Genomic DNA, 17,942 nt, shown 5'->3' with positions numbered 1-17,942 from the left:
GGCATTGAGTGGCGGATCTTACCAGGGGTAGGGGCGAAAAATTTTTCGCCCCTACGGTGTGGGCAGCCTGAATGCCATCAGCAGGAGCGCGGTGATCTCTGTGGGCTGGGTCAATGCGCGGGGGGATCAGGAGGTTATGATGGGCCATGGATCAAAACCGGGGAAGGAGAAGCCGTTGACCGTGAAAATTTGTTGTGAAACTCGATCCATGCAGACCCGTGATGGCCTGCGCCTCGATGCGGATATCTATCGCCCAGAAGATGAGGGGGATTATCCCGTTTTATTAATGCGGCAACCCTACGGTCGGGCCATTGCTTCAACGGTGGTCTACGCTCCTCCCCAGTGGTATGCGGCTCAGGGTTATATCGTCGTCATTCAAGATGTGCGGGGCCGGGGGAGTTCGGAAGGGACGTTTGATCCTTTTTGCCAGGAACAAGCCGATGGGGAGGATGCGGTGGCTTGGTGCGCCGCCCTGCCGGGGAGTAGCGGCGCAGTGGGGATGTATGGGTTTTCCTATCAGGGGATGACCCAACTGTATGCGGCCCAACACCGGCCGCCGGCCCTGAAGGCGATCGCCCCCGCCATGGTGGGCTATGACCTCTACCGGGATTGGATCTATGAAAATGGGGCCTTTTGCCTCCAGGCTAATCTCGGTTGGGCGGTGCAATTGGCCACCGAAACCGCCCGGCTTCAGGGCGATCGCCCCGCCTTCGAGAGCCTCTACACCGCCTCACGCCATCTCCCCTTTTACAGCCCCCCCCATCACTTTATGGAAAGTCTCCATAAATACGCCCCCTTCTATTTCGATTGGCTTCAACATCCCCATCCCGATGACTATTGGCAACAGCGCCAACCTGAATTAACGGAGGTTGCCCTCCCCATGCTCCATATTGGCGGCTGGTATGACCCCTATTTGCGGGGCAATCTCCGCCTCTATCGGCAAATGCGATCGCAAACCGATGCCCCCCAACTGCTCCTCGTCGGCCCTTGGGGCCATCTCCCTTGGGGATCCCCAGGGGGCGATCTCGACTATGGCCCCGCCGCCCTCAGCCCCGTGGATACTTTGCAAATTCGCTGGTTTGACCATTGGCTGAAGGGCAAAGATACCGGGTTAATGATCGATGATCCCGTGTGGCTGTTTGAAATGGGAACCAACCAATGGCGCTCCTTTGGGGATTTTCCCCAAGCCAATTATCAATCTTGGTATTTGGCCAGCAATGGCCTAGCCAGCGTCCGCACCGATGGCGGCCGGTTGATCCCCTTCACCGCTGAAGGCATTGCCGATCAACAGGATACGCTGATCCATGACCCCTGGCGGCCCGTTCCCAGCCATGGCGGCCACGCCAGCCACCCCAGTGGGGCCATGGCCCGCGCTCCCCTCGATAGCCGTACCGACATCCTCACCTACACCACACCGCCCTTAGGGGAACCCTTGGCGATCGCTGGGGAGGCGATCGTTGAACTCCACTGCACCGCCAGCACCCCCAGTTATGATCTCTGTGCCATCTTGGCGGATGTCCATCCCGATGGCCAGGTGTACAACATCTGCCAAGGCTACCGCCGCCACACCACCACCACACAGCCGATCCGCATCCCCCTCCAAGCCACCTGTATCCAATTGCCCCCCGGCCATTGCCTACGCCTCAGTATTAGCGCCGCCAATTTCCCCGCCTATCCCGTCAATGGTGGAGCCAATACCCTCGCCCCCCTCACCCCCATCAGTGAAGCAGCGGTGATCACCCTGACCCTCGGCTCGGGGCAAAATCAACCTTCCCAACTCTTTTTGCCCCTCAGTACGGTGGAGCGTTGAGCAAATTGCTTAACATTAAGCAAGGGCTGATGGTTAAGCAGTCTCTTGCTTCATTAAAATTCAAGACCTTGAGAACCCTAAGCTTGATTGCGTATGATAGATTAAGTGTGGCAGACCAGTGCAATAGCTAATTTTTTCAGTCTGATTCACTGTTAACGATGCACTGGGTATGATTCATTCGGGGAATTGTCGATGCCAACTGTGTTAGAATCTCTAACCCCTGAACCTCCGCTTTTATTGTGAACTTGAACCCATGAAAATTGCCCTAGTTGTAGAGGATAGCCTGACGGATCGTGAATATATGACGCGATCGCTCAAAGAAGCAGGCTTTAATGTGATTAGCACCTCTAGTGTGGAAGAAGCCAAGGGTAAATTAAACCCAGACCCCCCCAATATTATTTTTCTCGATGTCATTTTACCCGGACAAAGTGGGTTTGAATTTTGTCGGGAACTGAAGGGCAATCCCGCAACGAAAAAAATTCCGGTGGTGATTTGCTCCACGAAGGGAACAGAGGTGGATAAAACCTGGGGAACCATGTTAGGGGCTGATGATTATTTAGCAAAACCTGTAGACATCAATTTACTGAAACAAACCCTACGCCGTTTAGCTTAGGATGCCATTAATCCGACATTCCGTAGGTTGCTCAATAAATGGTGTGTTACTCCGTGACGCTACTTTTTTGCGTCATGGATTAATCGCTTTGACACACCCTACGATTCAATTGTAGGGTGTGTCAACCGGATCAATGATGATGTTGGGAATTGAATTGTGTCTGACCCACCGTTCATTAGCATAATGGGTTTTAACCTGCGGAATGCGAGTTAATCTCAACATCCTGCGGACTGAAGTCTGCTCCCCCTTGCGGTTAGAGATTTCCGAGTCAGAGCTTAATCCCTGGCCTGTGCTCTGTCTCACTTAGAGCTATGCTTGTCATGGACAATATTTTCCCATAAGCTAACATCATATTAGCCATCAGTGCGGGGTTTCCCCCTCTAGGAGATGTAACCCCATACTAATATGGGAGATAGCTCCTTTGATCCCCTTCCTGACAACCGATACTGCTGCAATGCCCCAAGAACGATCGCCGTCTTCCCCAGACGCAGCCCAAGTGATGCTTGAGATGGCTTATCATTTGCCAGCCATGCTTTATCAATTACAATTTACTCCCAGCGGAGATATTTTCTTTCCCTATGTGAGTCCGGGCAGTGTTGAATTGTTAGGAATTGCCCCGGAGGTGTTGATGGCGAGCCAGGGATTTGCCCTCTTTGCCACAGCCCACCCCGATGATCTCGCGACAACTCAGGCCAGCCTTGCGGCGGCTGCCCAAGCCCGCTCCCCTTGGCAGGCGGTTTGGCGGGTTTTAACGGGGGATACCCTGCGCTGGGTACAGGCCCAGGCCCGCCCGGAACAACAAGCCGATGGCACCCTGCTTTGGCATGGCCTTGTCACGGATATCACCGCCCAAAAAGAAGCAGAATGGGCCCTCACGGTGACAGCGAAGCGGGAACGGTTGATCGATCACACCCTTGAGAGTATGCGCCATAGTTTGGAGCTTGAGCAGATTTGGGCCACAATGACCCAGGTTTTGCGGGAACAATTGCCCTGCGATCGCGCCCTGATCTATCGCTTTAACCCTGATTGGAGTGGGGAAATTGTCGCCGAATCCGTGGCCCCCCTTTGGCAACCCCTCTGTGGTCAACCCCTACTGAAAAATCCCTTACATCAAGGGGAAAATTGTCGTTTAACGACCTTCATTCGCAAAACTGAAGAAATTGTCGATACCCACTTACAAGCAACCCAAGGAGAAATCTTTCAAAGTTGTCAGGATTATCGCTGTGTTAATGATGTCAGTGCCGCCCATTTTACCGATTGTTATGCTGAATTTCTCGCTACAGTTCAGGCGAAAGCCTATGTGATTGTGCCGATCTTTGTTGGCCCTGTACTTTGGGGTTTGGTGGGGGTTTATCAAAATACTGGCCCGCGCCTTTGGCAACGGTCAGAAATTACGTTGCTGTTACATCTGAGTGCGCAATTAAGTTCTGTGATTCGCCAGGCTGAGGTACTGAATCGCACCCGCCAACAGGTAAAAGATCTCCAACAGGCTAAGGAAGTAGCTGATGCGGCCAATGCTGCTAAAAGTCAATTTCTTACGAATATGAGCCATGAACTGCGCACCCCGTTAAATTCCATTCTTGGCTTTACCCAATTGCTCGATGCTGATCCCACCTTAAGCCGCACTCAAAAACACTATTTAGAGATTGTCAATCAAAGTGGTGAACATTTGCTGACGCTGATTAATGATATTTTAGAACTCTCCAAAATTGAAGCGGGGCGGGTGACGTTAGATAACCATGATTTTGATTTTTATCAACTGATCCAAGGTTTAGAATCTTTGTTCCATTTACGGGCGAAAGAGCAGGGCATTGAATTACGGGTGAGCATTGATCCGGCAGTTCCCCAACACCTCCATGGGGATGAGCGAAAATTGCGTCAGATTTTAATCAACTTGTTGGGTAATGGGTTGAAATTTACGCCCCAAGGATGGGTGGAATTAACGATCTGTCCTGCTGTGCCTGGGGGCGATCGCCCTCCCCATGCCCCCGATCCTGTTTATGATCTCAAACTCACAATTACTGACACCGGCTATGGAATTCCCGCCACTGCCCTTGAGGCCATTTTTGAACCCTTTACCCAAACCACCACGGGCCAACGAACCCCGCAGAGTACGGGGTTAGGTCTGCCGATTAGCCGCCAATTTGCCCAATTAATGGGGGGAGATATTGCCGTCACCAGCACCCCCGGCGCGGGATCTTGCTTTACGCTAACTTTGCCGTTCACGGTAGCGGCTTCCTGTCCTTTGCCTTTATATGGCCAGCCGAGCCGCACCATCATTGGGTTGAAAAAACCAGAGCTACGCCCCCGAATTTTGGTCATTGATGATGAACCCGATGGTCAATTTTTAGTAACCTATTTGCTGGAATCCATTGGCTTTGAAGTGCTCTGTTGTGGGGATGGTAACGCGGTGATTCCCCTCTGGTCAACTTGGCAACCTCACCTCATTCTCTTGGATATTCAACTGCCGGGGATTGATGGCTTACAGGTGGCAACCCATATTCGCCAGCAAGATGGGGAGACACCGATTATTGCGCTGACGGCCTTTGCCTTTGATCGCGATCGCCAAGCAGCCTTAGCCGTGGGTTGTAATGGGTTTTTAAGCAAACCGTTTCAGAGTCAAACGCTGCTCCATGTCATTGGTCAACATCTCGCCCTGGACTATCTCTATGGTGATTCGCGCCCCTTATCCCCCATTGATATGTTGGGCCGATGGCGATCGCAACTGCCTCCGGATTGGCCCGCTGACCTCCGGGAGGCGGCGGAACAATGCAATGAACAGGAAATTCGTCGTCTGCTCCAAGCTTTGCCCGCCGAGGGGGAAGCCGTCCATCATGATTTATTGAAAATTGTCGAAACCTACGATTTTGATCAAATTTTAACCATTGCTCAATCCCTACTCAAGGAGGATTGATGCTGCCCATCGCTCTCAGGGGTGGCTCTTCCCTCTGGGGAATGAACGGAGCGAGGGCAGCGAGTTTTCAAGACCTCTCTTTCGGTAGGTGATGAGAGGGACATCAGCCTTTAGAATTGAGGATGTAAACTCAAGACCAGTTGGTTGTGGATTGTCCAAAGTGTCGAAATACTGCTCTCCTTGAAACATCCCTGGGGGGAAATCTCACGGTTCAACGCTGTAGCGAATGTGAAGGTCAGTGGCTGTCAGCTACGGCCTATCGCCAATGGCAGGGGAAAACCCCGCCGCAAACGGCGACAACAGCAACGCTGAATCAGGAAACCATCGCCACCTTTGCACCGGGAGAGAGCGATCGCAAAGCGGGCCTTTGTCCAGAATGCCGCCGCTATTTAACCCGTACCAAGGTGGACTATCTCACCCCCTTTTATCTCGAACGCTGTACGGAATGTGAGGGCTATTGGTGCGATCGCGGTGAATGGGAGGTGTTAACCCGGTTAGGGGTGAGCGGTTCTTTAGAGCAGTTTTTTGAACGGGAATGGCAAATGCAAATTCGAGAACAGGCCGCAGCGGAGAGTGAACGGCAGGGGATGATTGAAAAATTGGGGCCGGATTTAGCGGCGCAAATTTTTGCCCTGGCGGTGACATTGAATCATCATGAACATGGTGATTATGCCCTTGCTTATTTAATTCGGAAAGCCGCCCAAAGCTCAGAAATGCGTGAGTTTAAGATGGAAACGGAATCGCCCCAACGCACCTATTCCCGTTAGGGATCGGCCAGGCTTGTCCGGTGACGCTTAGGATAACGGTATCTTTATCTCCGGTGAAGCTATGCGATCGCGCTTTTCCCCTTACGCTCAAAAACTCCGCCATCTTCCCGCATCCATACGGGAAAAACCGACGGAAATTCTCCATCAAGAATTAAGTATTGATTCCCGTTGGAGTTTGAACTATGTGGTGTTGATCATTAGTTCCTGTGCCATTGCCACCTTTGGCTTAATTGGCAATAGTACGGCGGTGATTATTGGCGCGATGATTATTGCACCCTTGATGTTGCCGTTGCGGGGGTTGGCGTTTGCGGCCTTGGAGGGCGATTTAGAACTGCTCCGCCGCTCCCTCCTTTCAATTATCGGCGGCACGATGCTCGCCATTACCCTCTCGATGATCTTGGGGCTAATTACCCCCATTCCCTCCTTTGGTTCCGAGTTCCAGTCCCGCGTGCAACCGAGTTTAGTAGATTTAGGAATTGCGATCGCCGCTGGGGGGATCAGTGGGTTTGCCAAGATTCGCACCGGCATTAGTGATGTGTTAGCGGGGACGGCGATCGCCGTCGCCCTGATGCCGCCGATTTGCGTCGTGGGCTTGGCCATGTCCCGGGCCTTCACCAACCCTAGCTTTTGGGTCTTTAGCCAGCAGGCATTCCTGCTCTATCTCACCAACTTGATCGGCATTGTCCTGGCCTGCATGGTGGTGTTTATGTTGGCGGGCTATACGGAAATGAGCCATTCTGTCCTTTGGGCAGTGATTTCCGTGGCGATTTTGGCCATTCCCCTCGGGACGAATTTTGCCTCCCAAATCCGTCGCGTCCAGGTGGAGGACTATATCCGCGCCCTGTTGGTGCGCAACACGATCACCATCGGTCAGCGGGATGTCACCCTTTTAGATACCCGCATTGATTGGTCAGCCCGGCCCCCAGTGGTCTATCTCAATATCCAGGTAGCCAGTGATCTCGTCGAAGAGATCACCCCCAAGCAGGTGCAGGAGATGCAGAAATTTGTCAGTGAGCAGGTGGGGCGATCGCTCAAGATCGTCCTCTTTGTCAGTCGGGGCCGCACCGTCACCGAAGCCGGGGTGAATGAAGCCCTCCCCAATGTGGCCCCCTCAACCATTGATCGCGGTAAACCTATCCTCTCGGATCCCGTCTTGCCAAGAGAAGGTAGACCTTTTTTTGATGAACTAGAACCAGAGGCTGAGGTGAATCTCTTCCCGGAAAAGGCCCCCGATGAATCCGCCCCCACCGCCCCCCCCAAAGCAGATGCCAATCCCGACTCCAAAAGGGCAGAGTGATTAAGGTTCCCAGCGATCGCCAGAGCACAGACTCATGGCGGCCATCATGTTAAGGATTGATGCAATACCGGCACAATTGATCATGGAATGAGTTAATGTCTAGATCATCAAAATTTTGTTGATCATGCCTTACCCTCGGCAAATATCGCCTAGATTTCAATCTCATCAACCAGGGAGTGGCCTCAAGGCAACAGCAGCCACAGAGACAGCCGGTATTTTTGGCGGTGAGGGTGAGGATAATCCAGCATTTCAGTCCCTATTTAATGCCAGCTTAGATGGCCTCTTAATCGCCAATGATCAGGGGGAATACATTGCCGCTAACCCCGTCGCCTGTGAACTGTTTGGCCTCCCCGCATCGGCAATTGTTGGGCAGTCTATCCAAGATTTTGTCAGTTTAGAACTGGACTTTGAGCAAACATGGCGGCAGTTCCTCGCTGCGGGGAAAAGTGAGGGGGAATTTTCCCTATTGCGGGGGGAGGGCGATCGCCGTCTGATCCAATACACCGCCACCGCCCATTTTCTGCCCCATCTCCACCTCTCCATCCTCCGGGACATCACACCCCCCCCCACGGATCAACCCGACGATCGCAACCCCAACAGCGAACTCACCGACGGTCAATATCGCCTCCAACAAATCGCCCACCATGTCCCCGGCGCTCTCTATCAATTCTCCCTAGAACCGGATGGTTCCATGTCCTTTCCCTATGCCAGTGAAGGGATTCGGCAGATCTACGGCATTAGCCCTGAGACTGTGCAGGAAGATTGTCAAAACGTTTTTAGTGTCATTCACCCCGATGATTTTGACCGGGTATCTGAGTCGATTATGGCCTCTGCGGCCCAATTAACCCCTTGGCGCTGTGAATATCGCGTCAATCATCCCGATGGTCAACAACTGTGGTTATTAGGCTATGCCACCCCCCAACGGCAAAAGCACGGCGGCACAACTTGGTATGGTTATATCCGCGATATTACCACCGAAAAAATCAATCAATTGGCCCTCCAAGCCAGTGAAAATAAATTGCGCAACATCATTGAAAACATCAATGATATGCTCTTTATTGCTGATCAAAATGCCAATTTTAGCTATGTTAGCCCCACGTTTAAAACGGTGATGGGTTATGAACTCACAGATTTAAGTCAACGTCCCTTTGCGGATGTGGTTCATCCTGAAGATTTATCCATTTGTGTCCAGAGCTTTAATGCCGTTTTACGGGGCGAACGAGTGCAGGGTTTAGAGTACCGAGTTTTACACGCTGATGGGCAATATTATTGGCATCGTGCCAATTTAGCCCCATTGCAGGAGGGGCCGGATCAAGGGATCGTTTGTTTAGGGCTTGCGAGTTATATTGATGATCGCAAGCAGGCAGAAATTGCCCTGCGAGAAAGTAAAGCCCGTTTAGATTTTCTCCTCGAAGGCGTGGGGGATGGGGTTTGGGAATGGCATTTGCAAACCAATGCGGTGATCTATTCCCGGGAGTGGCTCCTGCTCTTGGGCTGTCGGGCGGAGGAGTTAACCAATACGACCGCCGATTGGGATAGTCGCCTCCATCCGGAGGATCGGGAACAGGCCTATGCTGATATGTCTCGCTATCTGCAAGGAGAAACCCCGATGTATGAAAGTGAACATCGGCTGCGTCATGCCGATGGTTCCTATCAGTGGATGCTGTCGCGGGGCAGAATTTTGGAGCGGGATGAGGAGGGTCGCCCGCTCAGGTTTATTGGTTTATTTAGTGATATTAGTGTGAGAAAACAAGCTCAATTGGAACTAGAGCAGTTTTTTAATGTGGGTTTAGAGTTGCTTTGTATTGCGGATGTAGAGGGGAATTTCCGTCGCCTCAATCAGGCTTGGTCGCGGACGTTGGGCTATGATTTAGCGGAACTGGAGGGACAGCCTTTTCTGAATTTTGTTCATCCCGATGATCTGGATTCTACGTTGGCGGCGATCGCCCATTTAGGAGATCAAAATAATATTGCCTCCTTTGTCAATCGCTATCAGGCTAAAAATGGCGAGTATCGTTATATTGAATGGTCTTCTGCGCCCCATGCTGATTTAATTTATGCCGCCGCACGGGATATTACTGCCCGATTAGAAACCGAAGCGGCCCTCAAAGCCTTGGTGCAACGGAGCCAACTGTTAAATGAAATTAGTACGGAGGTGCGCAACTCCCTGAATTTAGAAACGATTGTGCAAAATACTGTCAATGCAATTGTTGCCGAAGTGGGGGTAGATATTTGCACCTTTGGTTGGTATGAGGCGGATCGAGAGCCACCAGAGTGGAATGTGATTATGGAACAGCGTCAACCGGAAATGACCAGTTGGTTGGGAGCCTATCAACTGAGTGAGTTTCCCCTTTTATTTGAGCATATTTTTGCTGGCCAAACCTATCAGTTAGATGTGGAAAATACCACCGATGAATTTTTAAAGGCTTTTTGTCAGGAGGTGAAGGTTGATCTCTATTTCATGTTGCCGATTCATACCGCTGGGGGCAAGATTGGCGCGTTTGAAATGGGGCGGGTGGGGCGCGATCGCCCCTGGCAACCCGATGAAATGGAGCTATTGCACAGTATTGGTAATCAGGTGGCGATCGCCATCTATCAAGCCCAACTCTATCAAGAATCCCAATCCAAGAGTGAGGAATTAGAGCAGGCCTATCGGGAACTGCAAGAAACCCAAATTCAACTGATCCAAGCCGAAAAAATGTCCAGCTTGGGGCAGTTGGTAGCGGGGATTGCCCATGAAATCAATAACCCGGTGAGTTTCATCTATGGCAACCTCACCCATACCGCCAACTATGCCCATGATCTCCTTGAACTTATCCATCTTTACCAAAGCCATTACCCCGACCCGCCAGGGGAAATTATCGAATTAATGGAAGATGTCGATCTGGAATTTATCGCCAGTGATCTCCCCAAAACCCTCGACTCGATGCAAACCGGAGCCGCTCGCATTCGCGATATTATTAAATCCCTACGCACGTTCTCCCGCCTGGATGAAGCAGATTTAAAAGAGATTGATATTCACGAAAACCTCGATAGCACCCTGGTAATTTTGCAAAACCGCACCAATGGCCGCAGCGGTATGCCGGAAATTTACATCGAGAAAAACTATGGGCCCCTCCCCTTAGTGGAATGCTATGGCGGCCTCTTGAATCAAGTGTTTATGAATTTGCTGGCCAACGCCATTGATGCCATTCATGATCGTCAATATAGCAGTGCTCCCGGTTCTGCTGAACCTGACCAAGGTCGGATCAAGATTCACACCACCTGCCTCGATGGGGAGCAAGTGGCGATCGCCATCCAAGACAACGGCATCGGCATCACACCGGATATTCAAGGGAAAATCTTTAACCCCTTTTTCACCACCAAACCCATCGGCACCGGCACCGGCATGGGCCTCTCCACCAGTTACCAGATTATCACCAACACCCATCGGGGCCGCCTCTACTGCACCTCCACCCCCGGCATGGGCAGCACCTTCACCCTCAAACTTCCCCTCCATCACCCACTCTCTTAAAAAAAAGGGGCGCTTAACGCGCCCACCATCAATCACGAATTCCTCAGAGGTGCGCCCGTTAGGATTGATCCCCACTGGGGGGACGATAGGTGACAGTCTGTACTGCGCCGGGATTGCCTAGGGGTCTGGCTTCTTCATTGTTAATCGCCACAACAACACCCCCAGCATTGCCGGCCATAATCGTGATTTGTTCCTTGGCTTCCCAACTGCGTTTTTCACCTTTGGGTAGCGTCCCCTCAAAGGCAACCTCACCATCTGCCACCACCCGCAGCCAGCAATCATCCTGGAGGGTCATCGAAACCACAACGCGATCATTGGAAATTTGTGCTTCTGTTTGTTGGCTTGGGGGCGCTTGGACTGGGGGTGGACTGGAAATGTTTTGTACCTGTTGCACAGGAGCCGAGGAAACGGAGGGAGATTCCAGAGAAACGCTGCTGTTGTCTTTGGCTAACTGTGGCCCTGGAGGCTTAATCAAGATCGATAAACCACTCACCGCCCCGATTAACACGGCGATGTAAACCAAATACATATGGAAGGGGCGCAACTGGGAAGCGGATACGGGTTTCCAGGTGGGGCGAATCGATTGCCAATGGGTTTCGACGGGAAAAGCCGCTGCCAGTTCTTGGCCATTGAGATGGAGAGCGTTGGCAATCCGACGCACCAAGGCTTGAATATAGATCGGCTCGGGTAAAGCCGAGCCATCTGCGGTTTCAATGGCTTTGATTAAACGGAGGGGGATGCGGGTTTGTTTTGCTAAAGCCTCCGTGGAGAGGGCGCGTTTGCGGCGCACTTCATGGAGATAAAGGCCCAGTTCTTTGAGCTTTTCCCCCTGCTCTGGTGTTAAAGGCTGGTTTGGGGTTTGCATAGAGGCTTCTCCGCAATAGGGTTAGGCAAGTGAGGATTGAGAGGATCGTGATTCGTGAAATGGTGGGCGAGTTCGCTAGGGGTCAGCACCCGATATTGCCCGGCAGCCAAGGGTTTGGCAGGGGCTTGATCAAGGCTTAAGCTCCCGATCGCCACTCGGTGCAATTGTAAAACCGGATATCCCAGTTGTGTGGCCATGCGCCGGATTTGGCGGTTCCGCCCTTCTTGTAACACAATGCGCAGGCGGGTGCGCTCGGGTTCCGTTTTGAGAATGGTCACTTGAGCCGGTTGCGTCCAACGGTGATCCAGTCGTAGACCTTGCCGCCATTGTTGAAGAATTTCAGGGGGCGGGTGGCCCTGAACCCAGACATGATAAGTTTTGGCGAGATGATAGCGGGGGTGGGTCAGGTTGAGGGTGAGGACACCATCATTCGTTAGTAGAATAGCACCTGTTGAGTCTGTGTCGAGACGACCGACGGGATAAAGGCGGTAATCCCTACGCCAGTGGGGTTCGAGACAATCTAACACGGTGCGCCGTCCTTGGGGATCTGCACAGGTGGACACCACACCCCGGGGTTTATTGAGCAGAATATAAACGAGATCGGCGGTATGCTTGGGGGTGAGGATTTGGCCATCGAGTTCTAGGCGATCGCCCTGTGGATCTGCCTGTTGTCCCAGGGTTGCTACCTGACCATTAACCCGGATCCGCCCCGCTGAAATCCATTGTTCAGCGCGTCGTCGGGAGACAATTCCCCATTGAGCCAGAATTTTTTGAATGCGTTCCGCCATGAATGGTGCAAAATCGGGGTGAGCCAGGTGAGAGCCAGGCAGTCGGGAGTAAACTGAACCCTGGGCATTTAAACTATGTACAAATATTACAGGATTTTTTGGCAGCTTTTAGGGCTGTCATGGGCCAATTATCGGGATCTGGTCATATTCCAGGATGGACTGATTAAAAAACTTCAACTATTTCAGAATTTTGCACAGAAATTTTAATGAAAATGCTGCCAGCTTCGGATTGGGTGAGTGGAGTTTTAGCTCCGGCTGTGGGCCTCTGGTTGCGATCGCAACTGGATCACGTTGATCATTTACAAATCCAGATCACCAGTAAAAATCAACAATTACTCCGAGGTAAGATTTCCCAGGTTGATCTCAAGGCGGATCAAGCGGTGTATCAAGGCATTCACCTCAGTCATGGGGAGATGACGGCCACAAATATTGAGATCAATGTGGGAGAAATGCTCAAAGGGAAGCCCTTTCGCCTGTTAGCCCCAGTGCCGGTGATTGGCTCGGTGGCGTTAACGGTGGGGGATTTACAAGCCTCTTTCGGATCGAAATTATTGGCCCAAGGTTTAGAGGAGGCGATCGCCCAAATCATTCCCCCGGCCAGCGGGTTACAATTAGGGTCGATCCGTTGGGAAACGGCAAATTTTCAGCCTGATGCCATTGAACTCCAAGGCCAAATGGCTGATGTTCACGGACAACGGGGGATCACGCTCCACAGCGGCCTAGCAATGGCAACCCCCCAAACCCTCCGCCTGGCCCCGCTCCAGTTGACCCTCGGAGCCACAGCCCACGCTCTCCCTGCCTTTAAGCTAGATCTAGGGCCGGACATCCAGTTAACGCTACTGGACTTAACCCCCAATGCGATCCGCCTTGAAGGCTGTTTAACCATTATCCCCGAACCCCCATCACCATGACCGACAACCTCAGCCCCGAACAATATCAACAGAAAATGCAACGCCGCAAAGCGGTGCAGGCGGAAAGGGTGGCCGCTGCCAATCAGGAGAAGGGCCTGATCATTATCAACACGGGCAATGGCAAGGGCAAAACCACGGCGGCCTTAGGGATGGTGATGCGATCGCTGGGCCATGGTTATCGAGTGGCGATCGTGCAATTTATTAAGGGCGCTTGGGAACCGGCGGAAAAAGCAGTATTAGAACGGTTCGGGGATCAATTGGTGTTCCGAGCCATGGGGGAGGGCTTTACCTGGGAAACCCAAGACCGCGATCGCGATATTGCCAACGCCCAAACCGCTTGGGAAACGGCCCTAGAATTTATCCAAAACCCCGAATATCGCCTCGTATTACTTGATGAAGTGAATATCGCCCTTAAATTGGGCTATCTCGATGTGGCCACCGTCCTGGCGGGCCTCGAAACCAAACCCGCTGATTCCCATGTGATCCTCACGGGCCGGGGCGCACCCCCGGAACTGATTGAGCGGGCGGATCTGGCAACAGAGATGACGCTGCTTAAACATCCCTTTAAGGAGCAAGGGGTAAAAGCCCAGGCTGGCATTGAGTTTTAAGGGAAGATCCCCCGCTGCGCTGCCCCCTTAAAAAGGGGGCTGATGGAGGGGCGAAAAATTTTTGTGCCTCCGGCAGGCTTACGCCAACGCCCCTACGCCCATGGCAATCTGCTCCCCTCTCCCATCGTTTGGGAGAGGGGTTGGGGGTGAGGGCTTAACCCGCTGGGTTTTCGGCCCCATTGAGCCAAAGGGGATTAGAGCCAGTGGTTTCCTGATGCGCCCAGTGGTGATAATCCGCCAACAGATGGGAGAGGATGCGATCCTTAATGCGGCTCAGTATGCCTTGGACTAAACCGACCCCCGCTGTTTCCAGCATCGGCAGGGGGGCTAATAATAAAGCGGGCGGCACATCAACGGTCACGACGACATCGGCTCGCCCTTCTAAATAGGTTTGCCCCTTACGCTTGGCGGGAATCAGGCGGCCCTTCAGTTCGAGGCTGAACCGATCATTAATATAGTCAATGCCGCGAATTTCACAGCCCAAGGAACGGATCGAGATCATCCCGTAACTATCCGCCTTTACCTCTAGGATTACCGTGGGTTGGAAATGGTAGAGGTTGAGAAGATTGAGGGGATTGAGTTTGAGGCGATAGCGATCGCCCCCTAGCACTTCCATTAACTTGGGGTTGGCGATCGCATTCACCAACCGCTGCGGTTGGCGCAAATAGTGGTGAATGGGAATCAGTTCTTCCTCAACATGGAGCGTAACCGGCTCAGACGCAGCGCAACGAATTTTCATAAAACGACGGGATGAATGAGAAGCTTGGGATCACTCCTTCATCCTACGTTACATTTAGCCATCACTCGCAACATTGCAAAGATTCCCCACGAATCCCAGGGAAGGCCCCCTAAACCTGATAAGCCCGATAAACCCGATAATCCAGGTTCGGGAAGAGATTATCAATCTCCTCCACCTTTTCGAGCCAACCCGCATCCACCTTTTCCTGTTGCAAATCTTCATAAATTTTATTGAAGCGCATCAGGTGCGATCGCGTCCGCCGCACCGCATAGGGAACCATCGTCCCCGTGCGCATAATAAACGCCCAATCCGACGACTGCGCCAGCAGCAACTCCCGCGCCGCCTGATTCAACGCCCGCTCCTGCAACTCATCCGCCGCCTCCCGGCCGCTCAACTCAATCATCCGCTCCGCCGCCTTATGCAAATGGGGATAGATCCAAGCATTGGTTTGATTGAGCCAAAACTCATGGAACCCCTGATAACCCCAACTCGATTGAGCCGGGCGACAAACCTGCTGATGGGGTTCCAATTGCAAATATTCCGACAAATGGGTGAGGGCATAGGTGGATTGATCAAACCAACTCTTGCGGAATAAATAATCTAAAAACCACGGCCCCTCATACCACCAATGGCCAAACAACTCCGCATCATAGGGGGACATCACCAAGGGCGGCCGCTCCATGATCCCCTCTAAATGCTGGATTTGGTTCACCCGGTTAAACATAAAATTCCCCGCGTGTTCCGCCGCCTTCTCCTTTGCCCAATAGGGATCATACAAAGCCTTATCACTCAACCCCGCCCCCCGGTTCGTGATTTTGTGGTATTTAATCCCAACATTTTTGCGCTGACCATTGGGCATCACATAGGGCTTAATATATTCATACTCCGATTCCCAACCAATATCTTTATAAAACTCCCGATATTCAGGATCACCGGGATACCCCACCTCGGACGACCACACCTGTTGCGAAGATTCCTGATCTCGACCAAATACCGCCACCCCCGTTTCTGTAAAGATCGGTGCATAGGTTCCAAAGCGAGGGCGCGGCCGGGCATAGATCACCCCATGGCCGTCAGTGAGAAAATAGCGTAACCCCGCATCCGCCACCAACCGCTCCACACCGTTGTAATAGGCACATTCCGGCAACCACATCCCCTTAGGCGGCCGGCCAAAGGTTTCCTCGTAATGATCACAAGCCACCTTAATTTGCGCCCACACCGCCTGAGGATACATTTTCATCAGGGGGAAATAACCATGGGTTGCACCACAGGTGATGATATCGAGGTTATTGCTATCGAGGAAGCTTTTAAAGGCCGTAATCAGATCCCCTTGATAACCCTCCCAAGTTTGGCGCACTGTATCAAATTCTTGGACATAGTGCTCGGCTAAGTAGCGCAGGTGGCCATTGTGGCGATTGCGATCCACTTCTTTTTCCGCCAATTCTTGCAACTGCCCCAAGTGTTTAAGATATCGCGTCTGCAAGAGGGGATCTTGCAACATCGAGACTAAGGGGGGCGTGAGGCTCATGGTCATTTTGAAATCTACGCCGTCCCGCCGCAGGCCTGTGAAGATATTCAGGAGGGGGATGTAGGTTTCTGTGATCGCCTCAAACAGCCATTCTTCTTCAAGAACGTAGTCACTCTCTGGATGGCGAACAAAGGGGAGATGAGCGTGCAAAACAAGGGCGAGGTAGCCGAGAGCCATGGGAATTTGGGGGGTTGGGTCAAAGGTTCAGCGGAAAAAGACTGGGAATGCACCGCCCCTACGGATCCTTTGGGCGTAGGGGGCTGTCACCCGGCCGGGCCTTTAGGCTATCTTCAGATTCTAAGCCGAAACGGAGATTCCCAACCAAACTCCTAGGGGGTGAGGTTAGCGGCCAGCCTGAAGATATTAAAATAAGATTAATTGATCTTGACATTTTCGATCTGGGTCTCCCCGCTTATCCCTAATTCCCCAAGGATATTGTTGCTGTGCGATCTTCTAACCCCCCTGAGCCGACTCCCTGCGCTATGCCCCCACTGGAGACTGCTAATCTTCTGAAGCTGCTGCTGTTTGTGGATGAACGGGCGGCAACCCAAGGCTATGCCCAAGAAATTCAAGCCTATTTACAAGGGTTACAGCAACAGGATGACTTTGAATTAGAGGTGCTGGAAATTAGCGAAAATCCTGATCTTGCGGAGCATTTTCGGTTAGTGGCGGCTCCGTCCTTGGTGAAAATTTATCCGGCTCCGCGCCAAACCTTAGCGGGGGGTGACTTGGTGGCGCAGGTGAAGCGGTGGTGGTCACAGTGGTTGGCGGATGTGACGAGCCAAGGGGGGGATCAGGCGGAGAGCGATCGCTATTCTGTGACCCAAATTCGTTTAGCTGAGGATCTGTTTCGCCTCAAACGGGAAAATGCGGAACTCAATGAGCAATTGCAATTTAAGGATCAGGTGTTGGCGATGTTGGCCCATGATTTGCGGAGTCCGTTAACGGCGGCGGCGATCGCCGTCGAAACCCTCGAACTAGCCCACACCCATGAAGACCCCGAACGCGCCGCCCAATTAAAGCACCAACTCTATAAGCACGCCCGCACCCAATTTCGGGTCATGAACCGGATGATCAACGATATTTTACAGGCAGCCCAAGGGAAGAATAGCGGCTTAAACTTGCAATTACGCAGTTTACAATTGCGGCCCCTCTGCGAAGATGTCCTCAGCCAGTTAACCCTGCGATTTGCGGCTAAAGATTTGACGCTAATTCAGGATATTCCCCAGGATTTACCTGATGTTTATGCCGATGGCGAACTGATTCGCCAAGTGCTGACCAATTTACTCGAAAATGCGATTAAATACACCCCACCCCAAGGAACGATTACCGTGGCCATTTTGCACCGCACGGCGCAAAAAGTGCAGGTGAGTGTTGCTGACACGGGCCTAGGGATTCCTGCCGAGAAGCGGGATCTGATTTTTGAAGGACATTTTCGCCTCAAACGCGATGAAGCACAGGAGGGCTTTGGAATCGGTTTAGCCCTCTGTCGTAAGGTGATCCAAGCCCACTACGGCAATATTTGGGTGGATAGTACCCCCCAAAAAGGCAGTTGTTTTCAATTTACGTTGCCGGTATATCGTTAGGC

The 17,942-nt window shown here is 52.2% G+C and carries 13 protein-coding genes; 9 read left to right on the top strand and 4 right to left on the bottom strand.

The window, feature by feature from the left end:
* Window positions 1-208 precede the first annotated feature (208 nt).
* The 6 genes from VB712_RS03115 to VB712_RS03090 all read left to right on the top strand — a co-directional run bounded on the left by VB712_RS03115 (window position 209) and on the right by VB712_RS03090 (window position 10,915).
* Complete coding sequence (locus VB712_RS03115) at window positions 209-1,810, top strand: CocE/NonD family hydrolase (protein ID WP_323252030.1); 1,602 nt, start codon at window positions 209-211, stop codon at window positions 1,808-1,810.
* A 253-nt stretch (window positions 1,811-2,063) separates the two neighbouring features.
* Entirely contained in the window at window positions 2,064-2,423 is a 360-nt protein-coding gene (locus tag VB712_RS03110; protein WP_323252028.1) for a response regulator transcription factor, read from the top strand.
* A gap of 454 nt (window positions 2,424-2,877) precedes the next feature.
* On the top strand, window positions 2,878-5,337 hold the full coding sequence (locus VB712_RS03105) for a GAF domain-containing hybrid sensor histidine kinase/response regulator (RefSeq protein ID WP_323252026.1): 2,460 nt from the start codon (window positions 2,878-2,880) through the stop codon (window positions 5,335-5,337).
* A 146-nt stretch (window positions 5,338-5,483) separates the two neighbouring features.
* A complete protein-coding gene (locus VB712_RS03100; RefSeq protein ID WP_323252024.1) occupies window positions 5,484-6,104 on the top strand; it encodes a zf-TFIIB domain-containing protein in 621 nt (206 codons plus the stop codon).
* Window positions 6,105-6,165: 61 nt separating this feature from the next.
* Window positions 6,166-7,401 carry a DUF389 domain-containing protein gene (locus tag VB712_RS03095; RefSeq protein ID WP_323252022.1) on the top strand — a complete coding sequence of 412 codons (1,236 nt, stop codon included), beginning with the start codon at window positions 6,166-6,168 and terminating at the stop codon, window positions 7,399-7,401.
* Between the two features lie 124 nt (window positions 7,402-7,525).
* Window positions 7,526-10,915, top strand: a complete 3,390-nt coding sequence (locus VB712_RS03090) for a PAS domain-containing protein (protein ID WP_323252020.1) — start codon at window positions 7,526-7,528, stop codon at window positions 10,913-10,915.
* Between the two features lie 58 nt (window positions 10,916-10,973).
* Here VB712_RS03090 and VB712_RS03085 read toward each other — a convergent pair whose 3' ends face one another.
* Both VB712_RS03085 and VB712_RS03080 read right to left on the bottom strand, forming a co-directional pair.
* Entirely contained in the window at window positions 10,974-11,780 is an 807-nt protein-coding gene (locus tag VB712_RS03085) for a RodZ domain-containing protein (protein ID WP_323252018.1), read from the bottom strand.
* Complete coding sequence (locus VB712_RS03080) at window positions 11,756-12,568, bottom strand: pseudouridine synthase (protein WP_323252016.1); 813 nt, start codon at window positions 12,566-12,568, stop codon at window positions 11,756-11,758. The genes VB712_RS03085 and VB712_RS03080 overlap by 25 nt, the downstream gene beginning before the upstream one ends.
* Before the next feature lie 212 nt (window positions 12,569-12,780).
* Here VB712_RS03080 and VB712_RS03075 point away from each other — a divergent pair, with 212 nt between their 5' ends.
* The gene (locus VB712_RS03075; protein ID WP_323252014.1) at window positions 12,781-13,479 is read left to right on the top strand and encodes a DUF2993 domain-containing protein; all 699 of its coding nucleotides are present in this window, start codon (window positions 12,781-12,783) and stop codon (window positions 13,477-13,479) included.
* Window positions 13,476-14,087: a cob(I)yrinic acid a,c-diamide adenosyltransferase gene (gene cobO / locus VB712_RS03070; protein WP_323252012.1), complete on the top strand. Its 612-nt coding sequence runs from the start codon at window positions 13,476-13,478 to the stop codon at window positions 14,085-14,087. Before VB712_RS03075 ends, cobO begins: the two co-directional genes overlap by 4 nt.
* Before the next feature lie 154 nt (window positions 14,088-14,241).
* Here cobO and VB712_RS03065 read toward each other — a convergent pair whose 3' ends face one another.
* Complete coding sequence (locus VB712_RS03065; protein WP_323252010.1) at window positions 14,242-14,826, bottom strand: DUF1997 domain-containing protein; 585 nt, start codon at window positions 14,824-14,826, stop codon at window positions 14,242-14,244.
* Window positions 14,827-14,935: 109 nt separating this feature from the next.
* The gene (locus VB712_RS03060; RefSeq protein WP_323252008.1) at window positions 14,936-16,531 is read right to left on the bottom strand and encodes a glycoside hydrolase family 57 protein; all 1,596 of its coding nucleotides are present in this window, start codon (window positions 16,529-16,531) and stop codon (window positions 14,936-14,938) included.
* Between the two features lie 305 nt (window positions 16,532-16,836).
* Between VB712_RS03060 and VB712_RS03055 the strand changes: the two genes are divergently transcribed.
* On the top strand, window positions 16,837-17,940 hold the full coding sequence (locus VB712_RS03055) for a histidine kinase (RefSeq protein ID WP_323252006.1): 1,104 nt from the start codon (window positions 16,837-16,839) through the stop codon (window positions 17,938-17,940).
* The last annotated feature ends 2 nt before the right edge of the window (window positions 17,941-17,942 follow it).

This window comes from Spirulina sp. CCNP1310, assembly GCF_034932185.1.
Lineage (GTDB): Bacteria > Cyanobacteriota > Cyanobacteriia > Cyanobacteriales > Spirulinaceae > Spirulina.
This window is presented reverse-complemented; position numbering and strand designations above follow the sequence as displayed.

Excerpts from the sequence above, each read along its gene's own strand:
- VB712_RS03115 (WP_323252030.1), top strand. The coding sequence starts at position 209 with ATGCAGACCCGTGATGGCCTGCGCCTCGATGCGGATATCTATCGCCCA.
- VB712_RS03075 (WP_323252014.1), top strand. The coding sequence starts at position 12,781 with ATGCTGCCAGCTTCGGATTGGGTGAGTGGAGTTTTAGCTCCGGCTGTG.
- VB712_RS03110 (WP_323252028.1), top strand. The coding sequence starts at position 2,064 with ATGAAAATTGCCCTAGTTGTAGAGGATAGCCTGACGGATCGTGAATAT.
- cobO (WP_323252012.1), top strand. The coding sequence starts at position 13,476 with ATGACCGACAACCTCAGCCCCGAACAATATCAACAGAAAATGCAACGC.
- VB712_RS03060 (WP_323252008.1), bottom strand. The coding sequence starts at position 16,531 with ATGGCTCTCGGCTACCTCGCCCTTGTTTTGCACGCTCATCTCCCCTTT.
- VB712_RS03085 (WP_323252018.1), bottom strand. The coding sequence starts at position 11,780 with ATGCAAACCCCAAACCAGCCTTTAACACCAGAGCAGGGGGAAAAGCTC.
- VB712_RS03090 (WP_323252020.1), top strand. The coding sequence starts at position 7,526 with ATGCCTTACCCTCGGCAAATATCGCCTAGATTTCAATCTCATCAACCA.
- VB712_RS03055 (WP_323252006.1), top strand. The coding sequence starts at position 16,837 with ATGCCCCCACTGGAGACTGCTAATCTTCTGAAGCTGCTGCTGTTTGTG.
- VB712_RS03105 (WP_323252026.1), top strand. The coding sequence starts at position 2,878 with ATGCCCCAAGAACGATCGCCGTCTTCCCCAGACGCAGCCCAAGTGATG.
- VB712_RS03095 (WP_323252022.1), top strand. The coding sequence starts at position 6,166 with ATGCGATCGCGCTTTTCCCCTTACGCTCAAAAACTCCGCCATCTTCCC.
- VB712_RS03080 (WP_323252016.1), bottom strand. The coding sequence starts at position 12,568 with ATGGCGGAACGCATTCAAAAAATTCTGGCTCAATGGGGAATTGTCTCC.
- VB712_RS03065 (WP_323252010.1), bottom strand. The coding sequence starts at position 14,826 with ATGAAAATTCGTTGCGCTGCGTCTGAGCCGGTTACGCTCCATGTTGAG.